Here is a 16754-nt window from a genome sequence, read left to right on the forward strand (position 1 = left end):
TCTTGCAGGGGCCGAGGCGATCAGAGGGTGAGGTTGTCGCCGGTGGCGACGCGGGCGGAGTCGGCGGGCAGTTCGCGGGCGACCCCCTCCTCGACGCACCCGGTGTGCAGCAGGGTGGAGGCGGCGCCGAAGGCCGCGTCGGCGAGCGCCAGCCGCCCGCCGGAGAAGCGGGCGCCGACGGCCCGGTACCGGTTGACGCCGGTGTCGATGCGCACGTGCGCGGTCTCCGCGTCGGCCGCCGCGCTGCGGTAGTCGCCCAGCTCGATCCGGACCGCGCCGGTGCCGGCGGCCCGGGTCAGCAGCGCCCGGCGGGCGTTGCTGCCGGTGACCACCGCGCCGCCGTCGACGACGAGGCGCTGGTCGCGGACGGCCGACAGCTCGATGCCGGTGTCGGTCAGGGTGCCGCCGCGTACCACCACCTCGGCCGCGCCGATCAGCAGCGGCGCCGCGCCCGGCGCCCCGGTCAGCGTGCAGTCGGTGAAGTGGACGGGGCCGGCGCCGCGCATGATCGCGCCGTCCAGGCCGCGGAAGGTGGTTCGGACGAAGTGCACCGGGTTGCTCACCGGGGTCTGCACGATCACCGTGCCGGCGGGCTGGTCAAAGTCGCAGTCGGCGACGACCGTGGGCCGGCGGGAACGGGTCGAGCGCTGGGCGATGCTCAGCGTCCGCGCCGAGCAGCCGCGCAGCTGCGCGCCGTCGGCGTTGACCTGGAGCGTGCCGGCCGGGTCGAAGGTGGAGCGGGCGACGACCCGCACGTCCTCCAGGGTCAGGTCGGTGATCTTGGTGCCGGCGACGAACCAGGAGCAGACGTGCCGGCGGACGGTGATCCGCTTGGCGCTGATGCCCCACTGGCCACCGCTGTTGGCGATGTCCATCAGGCCGGAGTTGCCGGTGAAGACGAGGTCGTGCTCGTACTGGCCGTGGGTGGTGAACGGGTTGCCCCCGGCGTCGTCGCCGTCGCCGTGGCAGTTCTCCACGGTGCAGTACGCCGAGGCGGTGAGGTCGTTGAGGTGCCGGGCGTTGGAGCTGCGGCAGTCCACGACGTGCCCGTACAGGCAGTAGATCTGCTGGGTGAGGTAGCCGGCACCGCCGTACATCACGGTCGGCGGGTTCTTCAGGGTGCAGTCGGCGGTGGTGAAGTGGGTGCACCAGCGGCGCATGATCACCGGCCACCAGGTGCCGGTGGCGTCGATGCCGGAGACGTCGCAGCGCACCGCGTACTCGTAGGCGACCGGGTGGGAGCCGCTGTACTCGCGGTCGTCCGGCCCGGACCCGGGGTACTCGCCGGTGAAGGCGACGTGGCCGAGGAAGACCATGTTGCGCACGTGGGCGCGCTGGACCGGCTCGACCCGCCGCCAGGTGATCGTGCGTCCGGGCTCCAGCGCCCAGCCGTTGAGGTAGCCCACCCGGATGTGGGTGCCGTCGACGATCTGGGTGACCTGGACCATCTTCTGCAGTTCGCGCTCGTCGGCGCCGGTGAGGGCATTGCTGGTGGCGGTCCACCACTGGCCGACGGTGAAGCGCCCCGAGTCGGGCACCGGGAACACGTCGGTCAGCTCGGGCACGGTCTCGGTGAGGGTGTGGGTGATCGTCGTGTCGGTCACCGCACCCCGGAAGTAGAGCACCGCGCCGAACGGGTTGTCGTGGGTGTTGCGCTCGATGCCGTCGGTGTGCACCGTGTGCCCGCCGAAGTCCAGCTCGATGTCGCTTCGGCCGAAGGTGTGCCGCTTGACGAAGCGCAGGTCGGTGTGGGCCTCGATCCGATGGATCGCCGGGTCGGCGACCATCGCGTCCAGCGCGGCGTCGGCGGGGGTGTCCCGGCCGAAGATCCCGAACATCCGGAAGTCGCCGACCCCGTCGTGCACGGCCGACCACCGGCCGCGCCGGTCGCCGCGCCCGCTCGGGTAAGGGTCGTGCACGGTGCCGCCGTTGCCGGCGGCGGTGCTGGTGGGGTCCCAGCGCAGCAGCATGCCGCCGCCGTCGCCGGGGGTGTGGTAGCCGGCGACCCGTACCAGCGTGCGGGCCGTCAGCGCGGCGGGGGTGAGGTCGGCCAGGTCGGCGACAGTGTCGACGCGCAGGACCTGGTCGTGGGGGGTGGGAACGGACGTGCCAAGTAGACCCATGGAGAGCCTCAACCTTCGCGGTCCCGCCGGCCGGCGGGTGCGCCGGACGGCGGTGCTGGGGGGTCTGCGGCCGCCGTGAGGCGCCGCAGGACGGGGGGAAGGTCGGGCAAACGCGCGAGGCGCGCAGGCGGCGGAGCTGCTGACCGGAACGCCCGGTGCCGGGGCTGCGGCACGACGGGAGCCAGCTGGTTCGCCCGAGACGGTCGCGGCCGGGCCGCGACGCTGGCGGAACGTTAAACAGCAGGTGAACCCGCTGTCAAGGGGTCTGCTCCGCCGGGACGTGGCCGAGCCGGACGGAGATGGCGTCGGCGGCCTGGCGCACCTGTCGTCCCAGCTCCTGGTATCGCCAGCTGGGCAGGCCGAGCTTCAGCCCGGTCACGCTGATGGCTCCGCAGCACGCGCCGGTGTGGTCGCGCAGGGCGCTGCCGATGCAGAACACCCCCTCGGCGTCCTCCTCGTCGTCGAGGGCGTACCCGGCGCGGCGGACGTCGGCCAGGTGGGCCAGCAGGGAGTCCAGGTCGCAGATGGTGTGGTCGGTGCGCCGGGGCAGCCCGACGCGGCCGATCAGCTCGGCGACCTGCGGTGGGGTCATCTCGGCCAGCAGGGCCTTGCCCAGCCCGGTGCAGTGCGGCAGCTCGCGCGTGCCCATCCGCAACTCGATCTGGATCCGCTCGCCGTTGCTGACCTGGTCGACGACGACCGCGTGCGCCCCCTCGGGGACGGCCAGCCGGGAGCTGAGCCCGGTGTCGCGGGTCAGCCGGGTCAGCACCGGGCGGGCGATGTCGCGCAGCGAGAGCTGCTCCTGGGCGCGGACGCCGAGGCGCGCCAGGGACATCCCGAGCCGGTAGCGCCGATTCATCCCCTCGCCGTCGTCGGCGGCCAGGCCGTGGTGGCACAGGGTGTGCAGGGTGGCGAACGCGGCGCTCTTGGACAGGCCGCAGGCGCGGGCGACGTCGGTGACGCTGAGCCCGTCGCCCGGGGTGGCGGCGGACAGCGCCTCCAGCACCTCGGCCGCGCGGCTGACGCTGCGCACCAGGTAGCGGGAGCTGTCCCCGTCTTCGGTGGTGGTCATGGTCCTTCTTTCGGGCAGGGGGAAGCCGAACTGTTCGCCAAGGCCGAACAGCGTAACAAAGCTGTTCGAGATTTGGCATCCCGGCGTGTTGACCGTGGCGAACAAGCGTGCTTAGTATGCCGAACATCGTTTGGCAATGCCGAACAGTGTTCAGAAACTTCGAAATGTTCCTCCTGCGGCGGACACCCCGCGGCGCCGCGACCGGGCTGGGTCGCCGCGCCGCACCGATGAGGAGAAGGTGTGAATTCACGATCGGCCCCGACCGGTGCCACGCTCGCCGAGCGGGCGCGCCGGGTCATCCCCGGCGGCGTCAACAGCGGACAGCGCAGCATCCCCGGCCTCACCGAGCTGGTGATCGCCCGGGCCTCCGGAGCGCACTTCTGGGACGCCGACGGGCGCCAGTACACCGACTACCACGCGGCCTTCGGGCCACCCCTGCTCGGTCACAACGACCCCGACGTCAACGCCGCCGTCACCGAGGCCGGCAGGCGGCTGGACCTGTGCGGCGTGGCCGTCACCGACGGGGAGGTCCAGCTCGCCGAGACCCTCGCCGAGCTGGTGCCCAGCATCGAGAAGGTGCTGCTCACCAGCACCGGCAGCGAGGCCACCTTCCACGCCCTGCGGGTCGCCCGCGCCGCCACCGGCCGGCGCCTGGTGGTCAAGTTCCAGGGCTGCTACCACGGCTGGCACGACTCGGTCAGCCTCAACGTCATCTCCGCCCCGGACAAGGTGGGCGTGGCCGACCCGATCTCCACCGGCATCCTGCCCGAGGTCCTCGACGCCACCCTCGTGCTGCGCTTCAACGACGTGGCCGCCGTCCGGGCCGCCTTCTCCGCGCACGGCGACGACATCGCCGCCGTCATCGTCGAGCCGGTGCCGCACAACGTCGGCTGCCTCCTGCCCGACCAGGAGTTCCTGCGCACCCTGCGCGAGGAGTGCACCCGGGCCGGCAGCGTGCTCGTCTTCGACGAGGTGATCACCGGCTTCCGGCACGACCTCGGCGGCTGGCAGAAGATCAGCGGGATCACCCCGGACCTGACCACCCTCGGCAAGGCCATCGCCAACGGCTACCCGATCGGCGCCCTGGGCGGCCGGGCCGACCTGATGGACCTGTTCAGCACCCACCCCGGCGCGCCCGCGTTCTTCGCCGGCACCTACAACGGCCACCCGGCCGTGGTCGCCGCCGCCATCGCCACCCTCGGCAAGCTGCGCGCCGAGCCCGTGCACGAGCACGTCTACCGGCTCGGCGAACGGGCCCGCGCCGGCATCACCGAGGTCCTCGCCGACCTCGGCGTCCCCGCCGTGGTCACCGGCCACGGCTCCGTCTTCGTGACGTACTTCATGCCCGGCCCGGCACCGCGCAGCTACGACGACCTGCTGCGCAACGATGCCGGCATGTTCATCGGCTACCGTCGGCGGATGCCCGAGCACGGCATCTTCGAGCTGCCGCTGAACCTCAAGCGCAACCACATCTCGTACGCCCACACCGACGCCGACATCGACCACCTCGTCGACGCCACCCGGGCGGCCGTCCGCGACACCCTCGCCGCCGGCGGGGTGACCGAGCTGGCCGGCACCGCCACCATGGGTGGCGCGACCCCCACCGGGGGAGGGCGGCGGTGATGCTGACCGTCGACAAGACGCGCCCGGTCGGCCCGGCCGGGCGGATCAGCCGGGTGGAGACCCTCACCCTCGGCACCGCCTGGCGGGACTTCTCCTACGTACGGGTGCACACCGACGCCGGGCTCTCCGGCGTCGGCGAGATCACCCACCCGTACCGGGCCCGGGAGACCTGCCAGCTCGCCGAGGCGATGGCAGGGCGGCACCTGATCGGCGCCGACCCGTTCGACGTCGAGGAGATCTGGCTGCGTATGTACCAGGGCGACTTCCTGCGCGGCGGCGACGTCGGCGGGATCGTCGTCTCCGGTGTCGACCAGGCCCTCTACGACATCATGGGCAAGGCCCTCGGCGTGCCCGCGTACCGGCTGACCGGCGGGGCCTGTCGCGACCGCGTCCGGGTCTACGCCAACGGCTGGTACACCGGCGACCGGGAGCCCGCCGCCTTCGCCGAACGGGCCGTCGCCACCGTCGCCAAGGGGTACACCGCGCTGAAGTTCGACCCGTTCGGCGCCGGTCTCGGCGAGCTGTCCCGCGCCGAGCTGCGCCGCTCGGTCGACATCGTCGCCGCCGTCCGCGACGCCGTCGGGCCCGAGACCGAGCTGTTCGTCGAGGGCCACGCCCGTTTCGCCATGCACACCGCCGCCCGGCTCGTCCGGGAGCTGGAGCCGTTCGACCTCGGCTGGTTCGAGGAACCGCTGCCGTGGACCCACATCGAGCGGTACGCCGAGCTGCGCGCCCGCGCCACCATGCCGATCTCCGGCGGCGAGCACTTCCACAACCGCTACGAGTACGCCCGGCTGTTCGCCACCAACGCGGTCGACATCATCCAACCCGACCTGTCCATGGCCGGCGGGTTCACCGAGGTGCGCAAGCTCGCCGCCATCGCCGACCAGCACGCCATGGTGGTCGCCCCGCACAACTCCAACTCGCCGCTGTGCACCACCGCCTCGGTGCATGCCGTCCTCGGGATACCGAACTTCAAGATCCTCGAGACGTTCGACGGCCTGTTGGAGGAGTACGTCTTCGACGCCGTGCGCGGTGCCCTGCCCGTGGTCGACGGGCACATCGACCTGCCCACCGCGCCCGGCCTCGGCGTCGAGCTGGTCGACGAGGTGTTCGTCGAGCACCCGCCGAGCCACGGCTTCTGGAACATGTTCGCCGAGGGTTGGGAGAAACGGGACCGCCGATGATCGTCGACGTGCACTCGCACCTGTTCGACTGCCCGGACCACGTCGGCGACCCGTTCGCCGCCGAGGCGGCCCGGGCGCACGGCGGCGAGGTCGACCTGACGGTGCGGTGGTCGGAGTACGCGGCCACCGCACCGGAGGACACGAAGACGATCGTGGTCGGCGGCAAGGCCCGCCGCTCCGGGCTCTGGGTCGACGACGCCGCCGTGGCCGCGTACGTCGCCGCCCAGCCCGACCGGCTGCTCGGCTACCTCGCCCTGGACCCCACCCAGCCCGGCTGGCGCGACGAGCTGGAGCACGGGCACCGCGACCTCGGCCTGCGCGGCATCAAGCTGATGCCGATGTACGCCGGGTTCGACCCCGCCGACCCGGCCTACGACGACCTGTACACGTACGCCGTCCGGCACGGACTGCCACTGCTCGTGCACACCGGGACCACCTTCGTCTCCACCGCACCGCTGCGCTTCGCCCTGCCGGTGCACCTCGACGAGGTGGCGATCCGCCACCCGGAGCTGCGGATGGTGCTGGCCCACCTCGGCCACCCGTACGAGGGGGAGTGCAGCGCGGTCATCCGCAAGCACCGGCACGTCTACGCCGACGTCTCCGCGCTGCACTACCGACCCTTCCAGCTCTGGCACAGCCTCCGGCTCGTCCAGGACTACGGGGTGTGGCACAAGCTGCTGTTCGGCAGCGACTATCCCTTCACCACCGTCGACGCCTCGATCGAGGGGCTTCGGGCGGTGGGTCGGGTGCCCGGCATCCCCGGCCTCGACCCGCTCGACACCGAGCAGATCGAGCAGCTGATCCACCGCCCGTCGCTCGACCTGCTGGGGTTGACATGACCGCTGTCCCGCCCTCCTTCGACCTGTCCGGCCGGCTGGCCGTGGTGACCGGTGCGGCGCGCGGGCTCGGGGCGGCCTTCGCCACCGGGCTCGCCGCCGCCGGCGCCGACGTCGTGGTCGTCGACCGGCCCGGCGTCGACCTCGGCGCGGTCGCCGCCGCGATCACCGACCGCGGCCGCGCCTGCCACCCGTACGCCTTCGACCTGGCCGACACCGAGGCGATCGCACCCTGGGTGGACGACCTGCGGCGCGCCCACGGGCCGGTGCACGTCCTGGTCAACAACGCCGGGGTGGCCCGGCTGGAGCACTTCAACGAGATCACCGTCGCCAACTGGCGGGAGGTGATGCGGGTGAACGTGGACGCCGTCTTCTTCCTCGCGCAACGGGTCGCCGAGCACATGATCGCCGACGGGGTGGCTGGCCGCATCGTCAACGTCTCCTCGAAGAACGGGCTGATGGCCGAGGCCGGACTGGCCCACTACAACGCCTCCAAGGGCGCCGTCGAGCTGCTCACCCGGTCGCTCGCCGCCGAGCTGGGGCCGCACGGCATCACCGCCAACACGATCGCTCCCGGGATGATCGCCACCCCGATCGACGGTGAGTTCTCCCTGGACCGGCAGGCGTTCGAGGCCGCCTGGGAGGAGCGGATCCCCCTGCGCGGCGGCTACGGTACGCCGGCCGACTGCGTCGGCGCGCTCCTGTTGCTCGCCTCCGAGGCCGGCCGTTACATCAACGGCACCCACCTGGTCGTCGACGGGGGAGTGCTCGCTGACCAGATGCCCCGACTGCGGTTCATGCCGCCGTACCGCAGCACCCTCTGAGGGCGCCGAGACGCTCGCGGGCCCGGCCGGCGTACGGGGTGGGGCAGGCCGCACCGAGGAGGGTGCGGACGGGCCGCCGTCAGGCCCTGAGGTAGGCAAGGACAGCGAGCACCCGGCGGTGGTGGGCGTCGTCAGGCGGCAGGCCGAGCTTGGCGAAGACATTGCCGATGTGCTTTTCCACCGTGCTGGCGGAGACCACCAGCCGCTCGGCGATGGCCGTGTTGGAATGACCTTCGGCCATCAGCGCCAGGAGCTGCCGTTCCCGCGTGGTCAGCGCCCCCAGGGCGTCGTTCCGGCGCTGCCCGGCCAGCAACTGCGCAACGACCTGCGGGTCGAGCACCGTCGCGCCCCGGGCGACGCGATCCAGGGCATCCAGGAACTCCTCGACCCTGGCGACCCGGTTCTTCAGCAGGTACCCGACCGCACCGGAGCCGTCCGCGAGCAGATCGCCGGCGTAGGACGCCTCCACGTACTGGCTGAGCACCAGCATGGGGGCGCCGGGCAACTGTGAGCGGGCGGTGATCGCGGCGCGCAGGCCCTCGTCCGTGTAGGTCGGCGGCATCCGCACATCGACGATCGACACGTCCGGGCGGTGTCTGAGCACCGCCTCGACCAGGGCCGGGCCATCACCGATCGCGGCCACCACCTGGTGACCGTCCTCGGCGAGCAGGCGGACCAGGCCCTCGCGCAGCAGTACCGCGTCGTCGGCCAGGACGATCCGCAGCGGACCGCGGGCCGCGCGGCCCGGTGGTGGTTCGTGCGGGTTCAGCAGCACGGCAGTTCCGCGGTGATCGCCGTCGGGCCGCCGTAGGGACTGGTGACCCACAGCCGGCCGCCGACCGCGTGCAGCCGGTCTTCCAACCCGCACAGCCCGTGTCCCTTGTCCAGCGCGGCGCCGCCCACCCCGTCGTCCGTCACCCAGACCCGCAGGGTTCCCTCACTGTGGCGCAGTCCGATCGCACACCGGTCGGCGTGGCTGTGCTTGGCCACGTTGGTCAGGGCCTCGGCGATCACGAAATACGCGGCCGTCTCGACCGCAGCGGCCAGCCGGTCGTTCAGGGGTCGGCATCGAGCTCGACCGGTACGGTCGAGCGCGCGGCCAGGGCGGTGAGCGCCGCGCGCAGGCCGCGGTCGACGAGGATCGGCGGGGCGATGCCACGCGACAGGGCCCGTAGTTCGTCCAGCGCCTCCTCGGTCTGGACGATCGCGTCGGCGAGCGCCGCGCGGACGGCCTCCGGCCTGCTGTCGAGGTGGTGCTGGGCGCGACCCAGTTCCATCGCCAGGCGGACCAGCCGCTGCTGGGGCCCGTCGTGGATGTCGCGTTCGAGCCGTCGCAGCGCGGTCGCCTCGGCCGTCACCGCGGCGACGGTCCGCGCGCGGGCGATGTCCCGCTCCTGCTCCAGGCCGCTGATCCGGCGGTGCGACGCGGACGCGTCAGACAGCAGCGTCTGCCCCAGTCCGGCCTGGGCGGCGACGCACGCCCGGGTCACCAGCGGCAGGGTGAACAGCAACAGCAGGCCGACCGCGGTCCCGAAGGCGAGCCGTTCGGTCGGCGACGTCAGTCCCAGGGTCAAGGCGATGTGGGACCGGGGGCTGCCCACGGTCAGGGTCGTGGGCCGCATCGGCCCGGCGGACGAGTAGGGGCTGCGCACGTGCCGGCACCGAGTCCGACGAACCACCACAGCACCGTCACCACTGAGGTGACCAGGGCGACAGGGAGCACCGCCACCGCGTGCGCCACGCCGAGCCACAGCCCCGGGCCGGAGGCGGTGGCTGTCTCCTTCGGTCTCCGCCGCTGGCCCACGCCCTCCACGCCGACGGCCGGGGAACGCACCTTGGCGATCCGCCACCGTTCCACGTCGGCGAACCACCGCACCAGCGCCAAACCGCCGGCCACGACCGGTGACCGGCCCGGCAACAGCAAGCCGACCGCTCCGATACACAGACCAGTGAGCACCAGCAACAGGCCAGCCGCGGCGGTCACCGGCGCGGTGAGCAGGTACAGCGACTCCACGACCGTGCGATGCCCCATCCGGAAGACGAACCTGACACCCGACCGCCACCGACGCCAGACCGCGGAGGGGAACGACGCGGTCATAGCCCCAGCCTATTCCCCACCATCGAGCGCACGCCGATCCGCCTTCAGGTCGACCATCTTCCCGATGGAGGTGACCCGGTGCCGGTCTGGCTGTGGTCCTCGAAGACCAGGACGCAGAGCACCGGTGTGGGGCCGTCCCGCCCTGCCCGGAGAGGTGGGGCAGGCCCCACCCCCAAGTGTCCGGCGTGCCCCCGTGACCGGGCGACCGCCGGTGCGAAATGGTGATCGCAATGAATCGAGCCGAAGGAATCTCCTTGCGTAGTCCCGCATCCCCGTCGCGATCCGTAGGCGTCTCCGGTCGCACCCTCGCTGTGCTCGTCGCCCTCGCTGTGGCGCTCGTCGCCGCGTTCGTCGTCGCCCCGCGCACGCTGGCGGCGAGCGGGTCGGGCGGCGGCTTCGTCGAGAGGCGCGACCTCGTCGAAGCCCTGGGCGAAGAATTCGTCAAGTATTGGCGTTCCGGCGAACGGGACCTTTCCCCGGGTTTGCAGAGGGTCGTCGATTACTGGTTCCGTTACCACCTGGCCAAGGCCGTGATCGCTGCGATCTTGCTGATCGTGCTCGTCGCACTCGGCCTGCTTCTCTGGAAGGCATTCCTGAGGGCCGGCGGTATCGGGGCGGGAAGGAGGGCCGCCCTCGCGTCCGGCGGCGTCCTTGTCACGATGCTCGCGCTGTTCTCGTTGGCGATGGTGATGGCCAACGTGCAGGGTGCGGTAGCGCCCTACGCCTCGCTGTTGCCGATGCTGGCGTCCGGCGGAACCGACGGAGAGCTCGCCGATACGCTCGATCAGGTCAGGCAGCGACTGGCGGACTCCCTGAGCGCGGGTGACCGGACCCCGCCGGCCCTCGAGGTGATGATCAGCGACTTCTCTCGATATCACGTGGCGATGGCCGTGGTTGCTGGGATCGTGGCGGCCGTCCTCGTCGGCACGAGCGTGGTGTCGTGGACGAGGTTTGCGAGAACAGGGCCGTCCGACAGGCGAACGAGGCGTGTGTTGGGGTCCTTCGGGGTTCTCTCGGCGTTGTTGTCGCTGGTCGTGATCGTTGTCATTGTGGCGAACACGACCACCGCGGCGGACCCGGCGCCGGCACTCCTGGCCTTCTTCGACGGCGGATGGTGATGCACCTCGTGGGCGATCAGCCGCACGCTCTTCCGCGAGAAGTGGAGATCCGGGTGTGCTGGCCGGGTGGTTCGGCTGGTGTCGGAGTTCTGCCACTACACGGCTCAGCTGCCCTTGGCCGGGGGCGAACGCGGCTCGCTGATCTCGTCCGATCACGGGCCCGGGCGCCATTCGAGGTCGGCCCGGATCAATGCGCGGCCAACTCTTGCCCCGAAGGGCAAATGTCGGGAAAACTGGCCATGATCCTCGTGGGCCAGTCGCGACGCGCGGTCCGTGATGTGGACAAGGAGCTGACACGTGGGCATTGGTCGGCGCAGCGCGGGAGGGTCCGTGACAGTCGACAGTGTCGCCATGCCGGCCATGGTGTTCACGCTGCTGACCCGCGCCGCCGTGGCGGGGGTCGCATTCCCGCGCCGGCCTCCGATGTGGACGCCGGCGACCGTAGCGGAGGGTTTCGGCCCGGTCGACGGCACCGCCGCTGCCGTGCTGCATCGCCAGACCTCGCGTTGCCTGCTGCTCGGTGCTCTGGCATACCGGGTGTGCGTCCTGCCCGTCGCCATGGGCCTGCTCGTGGTGCGCGGGGAGCCGGTGGCACTGGTTGCTCTGCTGCCGATTGCGGCCCTGCTGCTGGCCGCCAACGTCGCGGCGATCGTCACGGTCCACCGGCGGTCGACGGTGGACCTCGAACGGGTACGCGGGGCCGTGCTGGTCGACCTCGCCGTGGCGTACGGGGTGAACGTGGTGGGAAGTGCGGTGGTGCCCCACACCGAGGTGTTCTGGTCGTACCTGGCCGGTGCCGTGGTCCTGGTGACCGGCGCGTACGGGCTGGTCGGTGGCGTGCTCGCGGTGCTGCTGTCGATGCCGGTCCAGTTGGCGACGGCCGCGTTCGGCGCCGCCGCGGGCAGGGAAGCGCTCGCCGGCCGGGCCGGGTGGCTCGGATTGGCGGTGGTGGTCGCGTTGGCGGCGCTCGTGATCTGTGGGCTGAGTCTGCACCTGACCATGTCGTACGGGATCCAAGCCGGTCGGGAGGCCGAGCAGGCCCGGTGGCTGCGGTCGCTGCACGACACGGTGTTGCAGACCCTGGAGGCGATCGCCCTGCACAGCGCGGCGGATGAGACGGCGTCAGCGGTGCAGCTCGCCCAGGTGCGGGCCACCGCCCGGGTCCAGGCCGCTCGGCTGCGCAGGACGCTCGACGATCCCGGTGGCGGCAGAGACAACCCGCTCGCCGACGGGTTGGCCGAACTGGTGGAGGAACTCGCGGGGCGCGGGCTGCGGGTGGAGTTGGCGGTGGCCGCCGGCGCCGGCAGCCGGATGTCCGGCCCGTACCGGGACGCGGTCCTCGGTGGGGTGCGGGAGGCTCTGGGCAACGTGGCCAAGCACGCCGGGATCAGTGACGCGGTGGTCCGCGCCGACGAGGAGAGCAGCGCCCTGGTCGTGGTGGTCCGTGACCACGGCTGTGGCTTCGATGTCGCCGGCCGACCCGGGTTCGGCATCCGGGAATCGATCGTGGGCCGGTTGCGCGAGGTCGGCGGCAAGGCGACCGTGGAGTCCTGGCCCGGTCGCGGCACCCGGGTGACCCTGCGGGTGCCGGCATGATCCGGTTGGGCGGTCCCAGGCGCGGCGTCGGCACGGCGGCCAGGCCGGGGTCGGCTGGCTCGCGACCCGCTCTCGGCGCGCTGGCGGGCGTCGTCGGCGCGCTGGTCGGGGCGCTGCCGGTAGCCGCACCGGCCAGCTACGGGGCGCCGGCCGGCTGCGCCAGCCCGGTGGGAGTGCACACCGCCGGCACCCCGTGGGCGATGGAACTGCTCGGGCCGCGCCGGGTGTGGCCACTGAGCACGGGTTCCGGGGTCCGGGTCGCGGTGCTCGGCACCGGCGTCGACGCCCGTAACGCACAGTTTCGCCCAGGTCAGGTCGAGGAAGGTCGGGACGTCCTGGCCAACCGCGACGGGGCCACCGACGACTGTGACGGCCGAGGTACCTTCGCCGCCGGCCTGATCGCCGCCCGGCCACACGACAAGACCACCTTCGCCGGTCTGGCTCCCGGCGTGTCCGTGCTCCCGGTTCGCTACACCCAGACCACCAGGCAGGGCGACGGGGCCGTCGACCCCGGCCGGCTCGCCGCCGCCATCGACTTCGCGGTCACCGCCCGCGCCCGAGTGATCTACGTGGTACTGCCGGCGACCAGGAACAGCGCCCAGTTGCGGGACGCCACCGCACGGGCGATCGCGGCCGACATCGTGGTGGTGTCGCCGGCCGCCTCCGGCGCGCGGAACCAGGGTGCGACCAGCTACCCGACCGCCCTGCCCGGGGTGCTGGCGGTCGGTGCCTTCGGGCCGGACGGCGCGGTGGCCTCTACCGAATCCGGTGACCACATCGGGGTGGCCGCCCCGGGAAGACAACTGGTGAGCCTCTCCGCCGGGGCGGACGGTCGGCTGGGACACTCACCCACGGTCGACGATCCGGCCTACGCGGCGGCGTACGTGGCGGGCACGGCGGCGCTGCTGCGGTCCTACCGGCCGGAACTCAGCGCCGCCGAGGTGGTGCGGCGGATCGAGTCGACCGCGCACCGGACCGCGGTTGACGGGCAACACCCGCAGCTCGGCTGGGGAATGGTGGACCCGTACCGGGCGGTGGCCGCCGAGGGTGTCGAGGATCCGCCGGGAGCCGTGGGCGCGAGCGCGCAGCCGGTCGCCGCGGCCCGTGCGAACCCTGGTCCCCGCGTGGATCCGTTGGTGCTGCCGCTGGCGTCGGCGGGACTCGGGGCGGCGCTGCTGCTCGGGGTCGGCACGGCCGTGGCGCGTCGAGGCCGGGCCCGCGGTTGGCGTCCCGGCGACTGACCGGCCCCACCCGTGGTGCGGCTGGCGCTACGGCATCTCGGTCGGTACGCAGCGGCTGGAGCCGCCGACCACCACGTCGCCGGTGCCGTCCCGGGAGATGTGTACGCCGAGGTTCGCCCCGTCCCGCTGGAACTGGTAGGCCACCTCGGACTCGCCGCTGCGGTCGGTGGCTCGCCAACCGTCCGCGCTCAGCTCCGGCACCACCTCGGTCAAGAGGATCTCGACGGCGCCGGGCGGGACGGGAACCCGAAGGTTGTATTCCCAGCGCACCGACTCGCTCGGTACGCCGGCCGGCCGGAACGGGTCGCAGTCGAGCTGCTCGTCGCGGCTGATCCGGGCGTCGGCGCCGAACCGCGCGGCGACCGCGTGCAGCACGGCCCGCAGCGGCCCCGCCACGGCGGCCAGCGGCTCGTAGTCGATCGGGCTGGTCATGGCGTCGACGGTACCGTCACCACCGGGCCGCCGGTGAACACCTGGTACATGTTCCACCACGCGTCACTGTGGTAGGTCAGCACGTCGGAGTGCGCGGAGGTGCCCTCCAGCGGTCGGCCGTCGGGGTAGTTGCCGGTCTCCAGCCGGACCACACCGGGGAACTCGTCGGGGTCGGCCCCGTGCCCCCAGTTGAAGATGTTGATGTCCCGGACCCAGGCGATCGGGTCGCCCGGGGCGGTCATCGAGTAGCGCTGCACATCGGGCTGGGCGGGGCGCAGGTCCTCCGGGCCGTCCACGCGGTGACCCATGCCCGCCGACTCGATGTGCAGGACCCGGTTGGCGTCCAACCCGTGCTGCTCGGCGGTGCCGACCACGGCGCCGCCGTACGAGTGGCCGGCGAAGGTGACCTGCACGTCGTTGCCGGCCGCGGCGGAGCCGGCGATCTCGGCACGCAGCTCACGGGAGAAGTCGGCGAGCCGGGGTCCGAGGTCGTCGGCGTAGCTGGCCGACGGGGCCTGCGGGAACAGGTTGGAGGGCAGGTCGCCGTCCATCCAGGTGACCATGGCCAGGTCCCGCCGGGGGGCGGCGTCGACGAAACCGGCCGCCGCGTCGCGGTACCGCTCGAAGTTGGCCAGCTCGGAGAAGGTGCCCGGAACGAACACGGCGACGTTGCGGGTGCCGGCGTCGATGTCGCCGACCAGCTCGACCATCGATCCGTCACCGGACGGGTCGAACGAGAGGATCTTGCGGTTCTCGGCGATGACGTTCTCGTACAGTTCGATGCGCGCCTGCGACCGGGTGATGGTCTCCTGTAGACGGTGGTCGACGACCGGGTCTCCGGTGAGCTGGGCCTGATAGCCGGCGAGGCGCTGCCGTTCGGCGGCCAACTCGGCGGTGATCGCCGACCGGTTGGCCGCGATCCGGGTGCCGAACGGGGCAGTGCCGGCGGGCGCGGCGGCCCCGGCGGCGGCCAGGGTGGTGCCACCGGCCAGACCGCCCAGTAGCTGTCGGAATGCCTGGCTGACCTGGGTGTCGCCCTGCCGGTAGTTGGTCACCGCGGCGGTCACCCCGGTGGCCAACCGCCGGGTCTGCGTCGCCGCCGACTCCAGCTCGGTGCTGCTGAGCTGCAGGCTGTTGCCGTGTGCCTGCATGGCGCGTTGCGACTGCGGCACCAACCCGAACGCCTGGCCGTCGATGGCTTGCGTGGTGAGCTGCCCGCGGATGGTGTTCAACCGGTCGGCGCTTCCGGTGAGCTCGGTCGCCGCGGCGTCCAGTGCGGTCGGGACGGCTCGGAATCCGGCGCTGGTCACCTCCATGACCGGTTCCCAGGCTGGTCCGACTCAGGCTCCTCGCCGATCACCGCCGGCGTCACCACCGACTGCTCGCCCCACACGTCTTCGGTCTCGACCAGCCAGGGTGGGATGCGTCGGCCGCCGGCGGCGTCGCCCGCGCCCATCGGGGCGAAGGGCATCGCCGGCATGAAGCCGCCGGCCATGCCCTTCGCCGCAGCTACCCCGGCGGCGGCCCCGGCGGCTCCGGCGAGTCCGCTCGCCGTCGGGCCGCCGGCCTGACCGGCCAAGGACTGGTTCGCCACCGGCGACATGTCGACGCCGCCTCCGCCGCCACCCACACCGCCACCCACACCGCCACCCGCGCCGCCGGCGGAGATCCGGGCGCCGCTGCCGGCGGCCCTGTCGTTGGCCGTGGCCGCGGGAGCGGTGTCCTTCTTCTCGTCCTTCGGCTTGGCCCCCAGCCCAGGCGGCACGGTGGCGAACCGCCCGCCGAGCGCGGCGGCGGCCGCGGCCAACCCGGCGGTGAACATCGTGCCGAACAGCGGCCGGGGTTGGATCGCCGGTGGTGTCGCGTCCGGGTCGACGGGTGCCTTGTCCGGGTCGACCGGCGTTTCGGCCGGTACGGACGGCAGGCCGCCGCCGGTCTGCGGATCCAGCGGTGGGGCTGGCGTGACCGGCGGTGGCTCCTCGATCGGTGTGCCGGTGGCCGGCCGGGACGCGGCGCTCGGGGTGACCGGCATCGCGTCCTCGGTGGTGACGTACTCGCTGGCGAGGGTGGACATCACCTGCACCGCCTGCTGGTGGGCCGCGTTCGAGGCGGCCTGTGCCCGCTGCTGGGCCTGGACCTCGGCGACCGCCTCGGCCTGGTGCTGGCGCAGGGTTTCGACCGTGCTGGCCGGAGTGTCCGCGGGTACGACCAGGGGCGTGGTCGCGGCGGCGACCACGGAGGGGGCGAGATCGGGTACGGCGACCGGGGCGGGCATCGACTTCTGGGCCGTCGTGAGCGCCTCGGCGGAGGAGTAGGCCAGGTCACGCACCGTGAAGGCGGTGCTGGCCACCTGCCGGATACCCGAGGTCAGATCATTGATCATCAACTTGTACTGTCGGGCGGCGCCGCCGTCCCACCACTGCTCGAACTCGCGGAGCTGGCGCTCGATGTCGCCGGCGCGCTCGTGCAGCGCGGTGCCGGCGGCTCCCCAGCCCTCCGCCGCCTCGGTCACCGACTTCGGTTCGCCGGCGTGCAGCATTCGCATGAGTTCGTGATGGCTGTACTGGCTGAAGTCGCTACGTGCCCGACCGTGTCCACGCGGCA

General features: G+C 72.5%; 16 protein-coding genes. 7 read left to right on the top strand and 9 right to left on the bottom strand.

All coding sequences use genetic code 11. The features are described from left to right. Positions 1 to 20 precede the first annotated feature (20 nt). Both ACGFZ2_RS02270 and ACGFZ2_RS02275 read right to left on the bottom strand, forming a co-directional pair. A complete protein-coding gene (locus tag ACGFZ2_RS02270) occupies positions 21 to 2123 on the bottom strand; it encodes a hypothetical protein (RefSeq protein ID WP_393449234.1) in 2103 nt (700 codons plus the stop codon). Between the two features lie 256 nt (positions 2124 to 2379). Next, the gene (locus tag ACGFZ2_RS02275) at positions 2380 to 3195 is read right to left on the bottom strand and encodes an IclR family transcriptional regulator (RefSeq protein ID WP_393265863.1); all 816 of its coding nucleotides are present in this window, start codon (positions 3193 to 3195) and stop codon (positions 2380 to 2382) included. A 240-nt stretch (positions 3196 to 3435) separates the two neighbouring features. Here ACGFZ2_RS02275 and ACGFZ2_RS02280 point away from each other — a divergent pair, with 240 nt between their 5' ends. The 4 genes from ACGFZ2_RS02280 to ACGFZ2_RS02295 are packed head-to-tail and all read left to right on the top strand — an operon-like array spanning position 3436 to position 7665. After that, on the top strand, positions 3436 to 4818 hold the full coding sequence (locus ACGFZ2_RS02280) for an aspartate aminotransferase family protein (RefSeq protein WP_393265864.1): 1383 nt from the start codon (positions 3436 to 3438) through the stop codon (positions 4816 to 4818). After that, positions 4818 to 6005, top strand: coding sequence for a mandelate racemase/muconate lactonizing enzyme family protein (locus ACGFZ2_RS02285; RefSeq protein WP_393266060.1), 1188 nt, complete (start codon positions 4818 to 4820; stop codon positions 6003 to 6005). The genes ACGFZ2_RS02280 and ACGFZ2_RS02285 overlap by 1 nt, the downstream gene beginning before the upstream one ends. Next, the gene (locus tag ACGFZ2_RS02290) at positions 6002 to 6844 is read left to right on the top strand and encodes an amidohydrolase family protein (protein ID WP_393449237.1); all 843 of its coding nucleotides are present in this window, start codon (positions 6002 to 6004) and stop codon (positions 6842 to 6844) included. Before ACGFZ2_RS02285 ends, ACGFZ2_RS02290 begins: the two co-directional genes overlap by 4 nt. Next, positions 6841 to 7665 (top strand): SDR family NAD(P)-dependent oxidoreductase, encoded by an 825-nt coding sequence (locus ACGFZ2_RS02295; protein WP_393449240.1) that lies wholly within the window; start codon positions 6841 to 6843, stop codon positions 7663 to 7665. The genes ACGFZ2_RS02290 and ACGFZ2_RS02295 overlap by 4 nt, the downstream gene beginning before the upstream one ends. Positions 7666 to 7744: 79 nt before the next feature. Here the strand turns inward: ACGFZ2_RS02295 and ACGFZ2_RS02300 are convergent, their stop codons facing one another. The 4 genes from ACGFZ2_RS02300 to ACGFZ2_RS02315 are packed head-to-tail and all read right to left on the bottom strand — an operon-like array spanning position 7745 to position 9763. Further along, positions 7745 to 8389 (bottom strand): LuxR C-terminal-related transcriptional regulator, encoded by a 645-nt coding sequence (locus ACGFZ2_RS02300; RefSeq protein WP_393450204.1) that lies wholly within the window; start codon positions 8387 to 8389, stop codon positions 7745 to 7747. Between the two features lie 41 nt (positions 8390 to 8430). Then, positions 8431 to 8679: a sensor histidine kinase gene (locus tag ACGFZ2_RS02305; RefSeq protein ID WP_393449243.1), complete on the bottom strand. Its 249-nt coding sequence runs from the start codon at positions 8677 to 8679 to the stop codon at positions 8431 to 8433. A gap of 41 nt (positions 8680 to 8720) precedes the next feature. Further along, on the bottom strand, positions 8721 to 9287 hold the full coding sequence (locus ACGFZ2_RS02310; RefSeq protein ID WP_393449246.1) for a histidine kinase: 567 nt from the start codon (positions 9285 to 9287) through the stop codon (positions 8721 to 8723). Next, positions 9269 to 9763 carry a sensor domain-containing protein gene (locus ACGFZ2_RS02315; protein ID WP_393449249.1) on the bottom strand — a complete coding sequence of 165 codons (495 nt, stop codon included), beginning with the start codon at positions 9761 to 9763 and terminating at the stop codon, positions 9269 to 9271. The genes ACGFZ2_RS02310 and ACGFZ2_RS02315 overlap by 19 nt, the downstream gene beginning before the upstream one ends. A 311-nt stretch (positions 9764 to 10074) precedes the next feature. Between ACGFZ2_RS02315 and ACGFZ2_RS02320 the strand changes: the two genes are divergently transcribed. The 3 genes from ACGFZ2_RS02320 to ACGFZ2_RS02330 all read left to right on the top strand — a co-directional run bounded on the left by ACGFZ2_RS02320 (position 10075) and on the right by ACGFZ2_RS02330 (position 13718). Next, positions 10075 to 10881 (top strand): hypothetical protein, encoded by an 807-nt coding sequence (locus ACGFZ2_RS02320; RefSeq protein ID WP_393449253.1) that lies wholly within the window; start codon positions 10075 to 10077, stop codon positions 10879 to 10881. A gap of 330 nt (positions 10882 to 11211) precedes the next feature. Continuing rightward, a complete protein-coding gene (locus ACGFZ2_RS02325) occupies positions 11212 to 12477 on the top strand; it encodes a sensor histidine kinase (protein ID WP_393449256.1) in 1266 nt (421 codons plus the stop codon). Then, positions 12474 to 13718: a S8 family serine peptidase gene (locus ACGFZ2_RS02330; protein ID WP_393449259.1), complete on the top strand. Its 1245-nt coding sequence runs from the start codon at positions 12474 to 12476 to the stop codon at positions 13716 to 13718. The genes ACGFZ2_RS02325 and ACGFZ2_RS02330 overlap by 4 nt, the downstream gene beginning before the upstream one ends. Before the next feature lie 27 nt (positions 13719 to 13745). Here the strand turns inward: ACGFZ2_RS02330 and ACGFZ2_RS02335 are convergent, their stop codons facing one another. Genes ACGFZ2_RS02335 through ACGFZ2_RS02345 form a run of 3 tightly spaced genes read right to left on the bottom strand, consistent with a single transcriptional unit; the run spans position 13746 to position 16695 of the window. Further along, a complete protein-coding gene (locus ACGFZ2_RS02335) occupies positions 13746 to 14150 on the bottom strand; it encodes a hypothetical protein (protein ID WP_393265880.1) in 405 nt (134 codons plus the stop codon). After that, complete coding sequence (locus ACGFZ2_RS02340) at positions 14147 to 15466, bottom strand: alpha/beta hydrolase (RefSeq protein WP_393449262.1); 1320 nt, start codon at positions 15464 to 15466, stop codon at positions 14147 to 14149. The genes ACGFZ2_RS02335 and ACGFZ2_RS02340 overlap by 4 nt, the downstream gene beginning before the upstream one ends. Continuing rightward, complete coding sequence (locus tag ACGFZ2_RS02345; RefSeq protein WP_393449265.1) at positions 15457 to 16695, bottom strand: WXG100 family type VII secretion target; 1239 nt, start codon at positions 16693 to 16695, stop codon at positions 15457 to 15459. Before ACGFZ2_RS02345 ends, ACGFZ2_RS02340 begins: the two co-directional genes overlap by 10 nt. Positions 16696 to 16754 lie beyond the last annotated feature (59 nt).

Source organism: Micromonospora sp. NPDC048063 (genome assembly GCF_043202855.1).
GTDB lineage: Bacteria > Actinomycetota > Actinomycetes > Mycobacteriales > Micromonosporaceae > Micromonospora.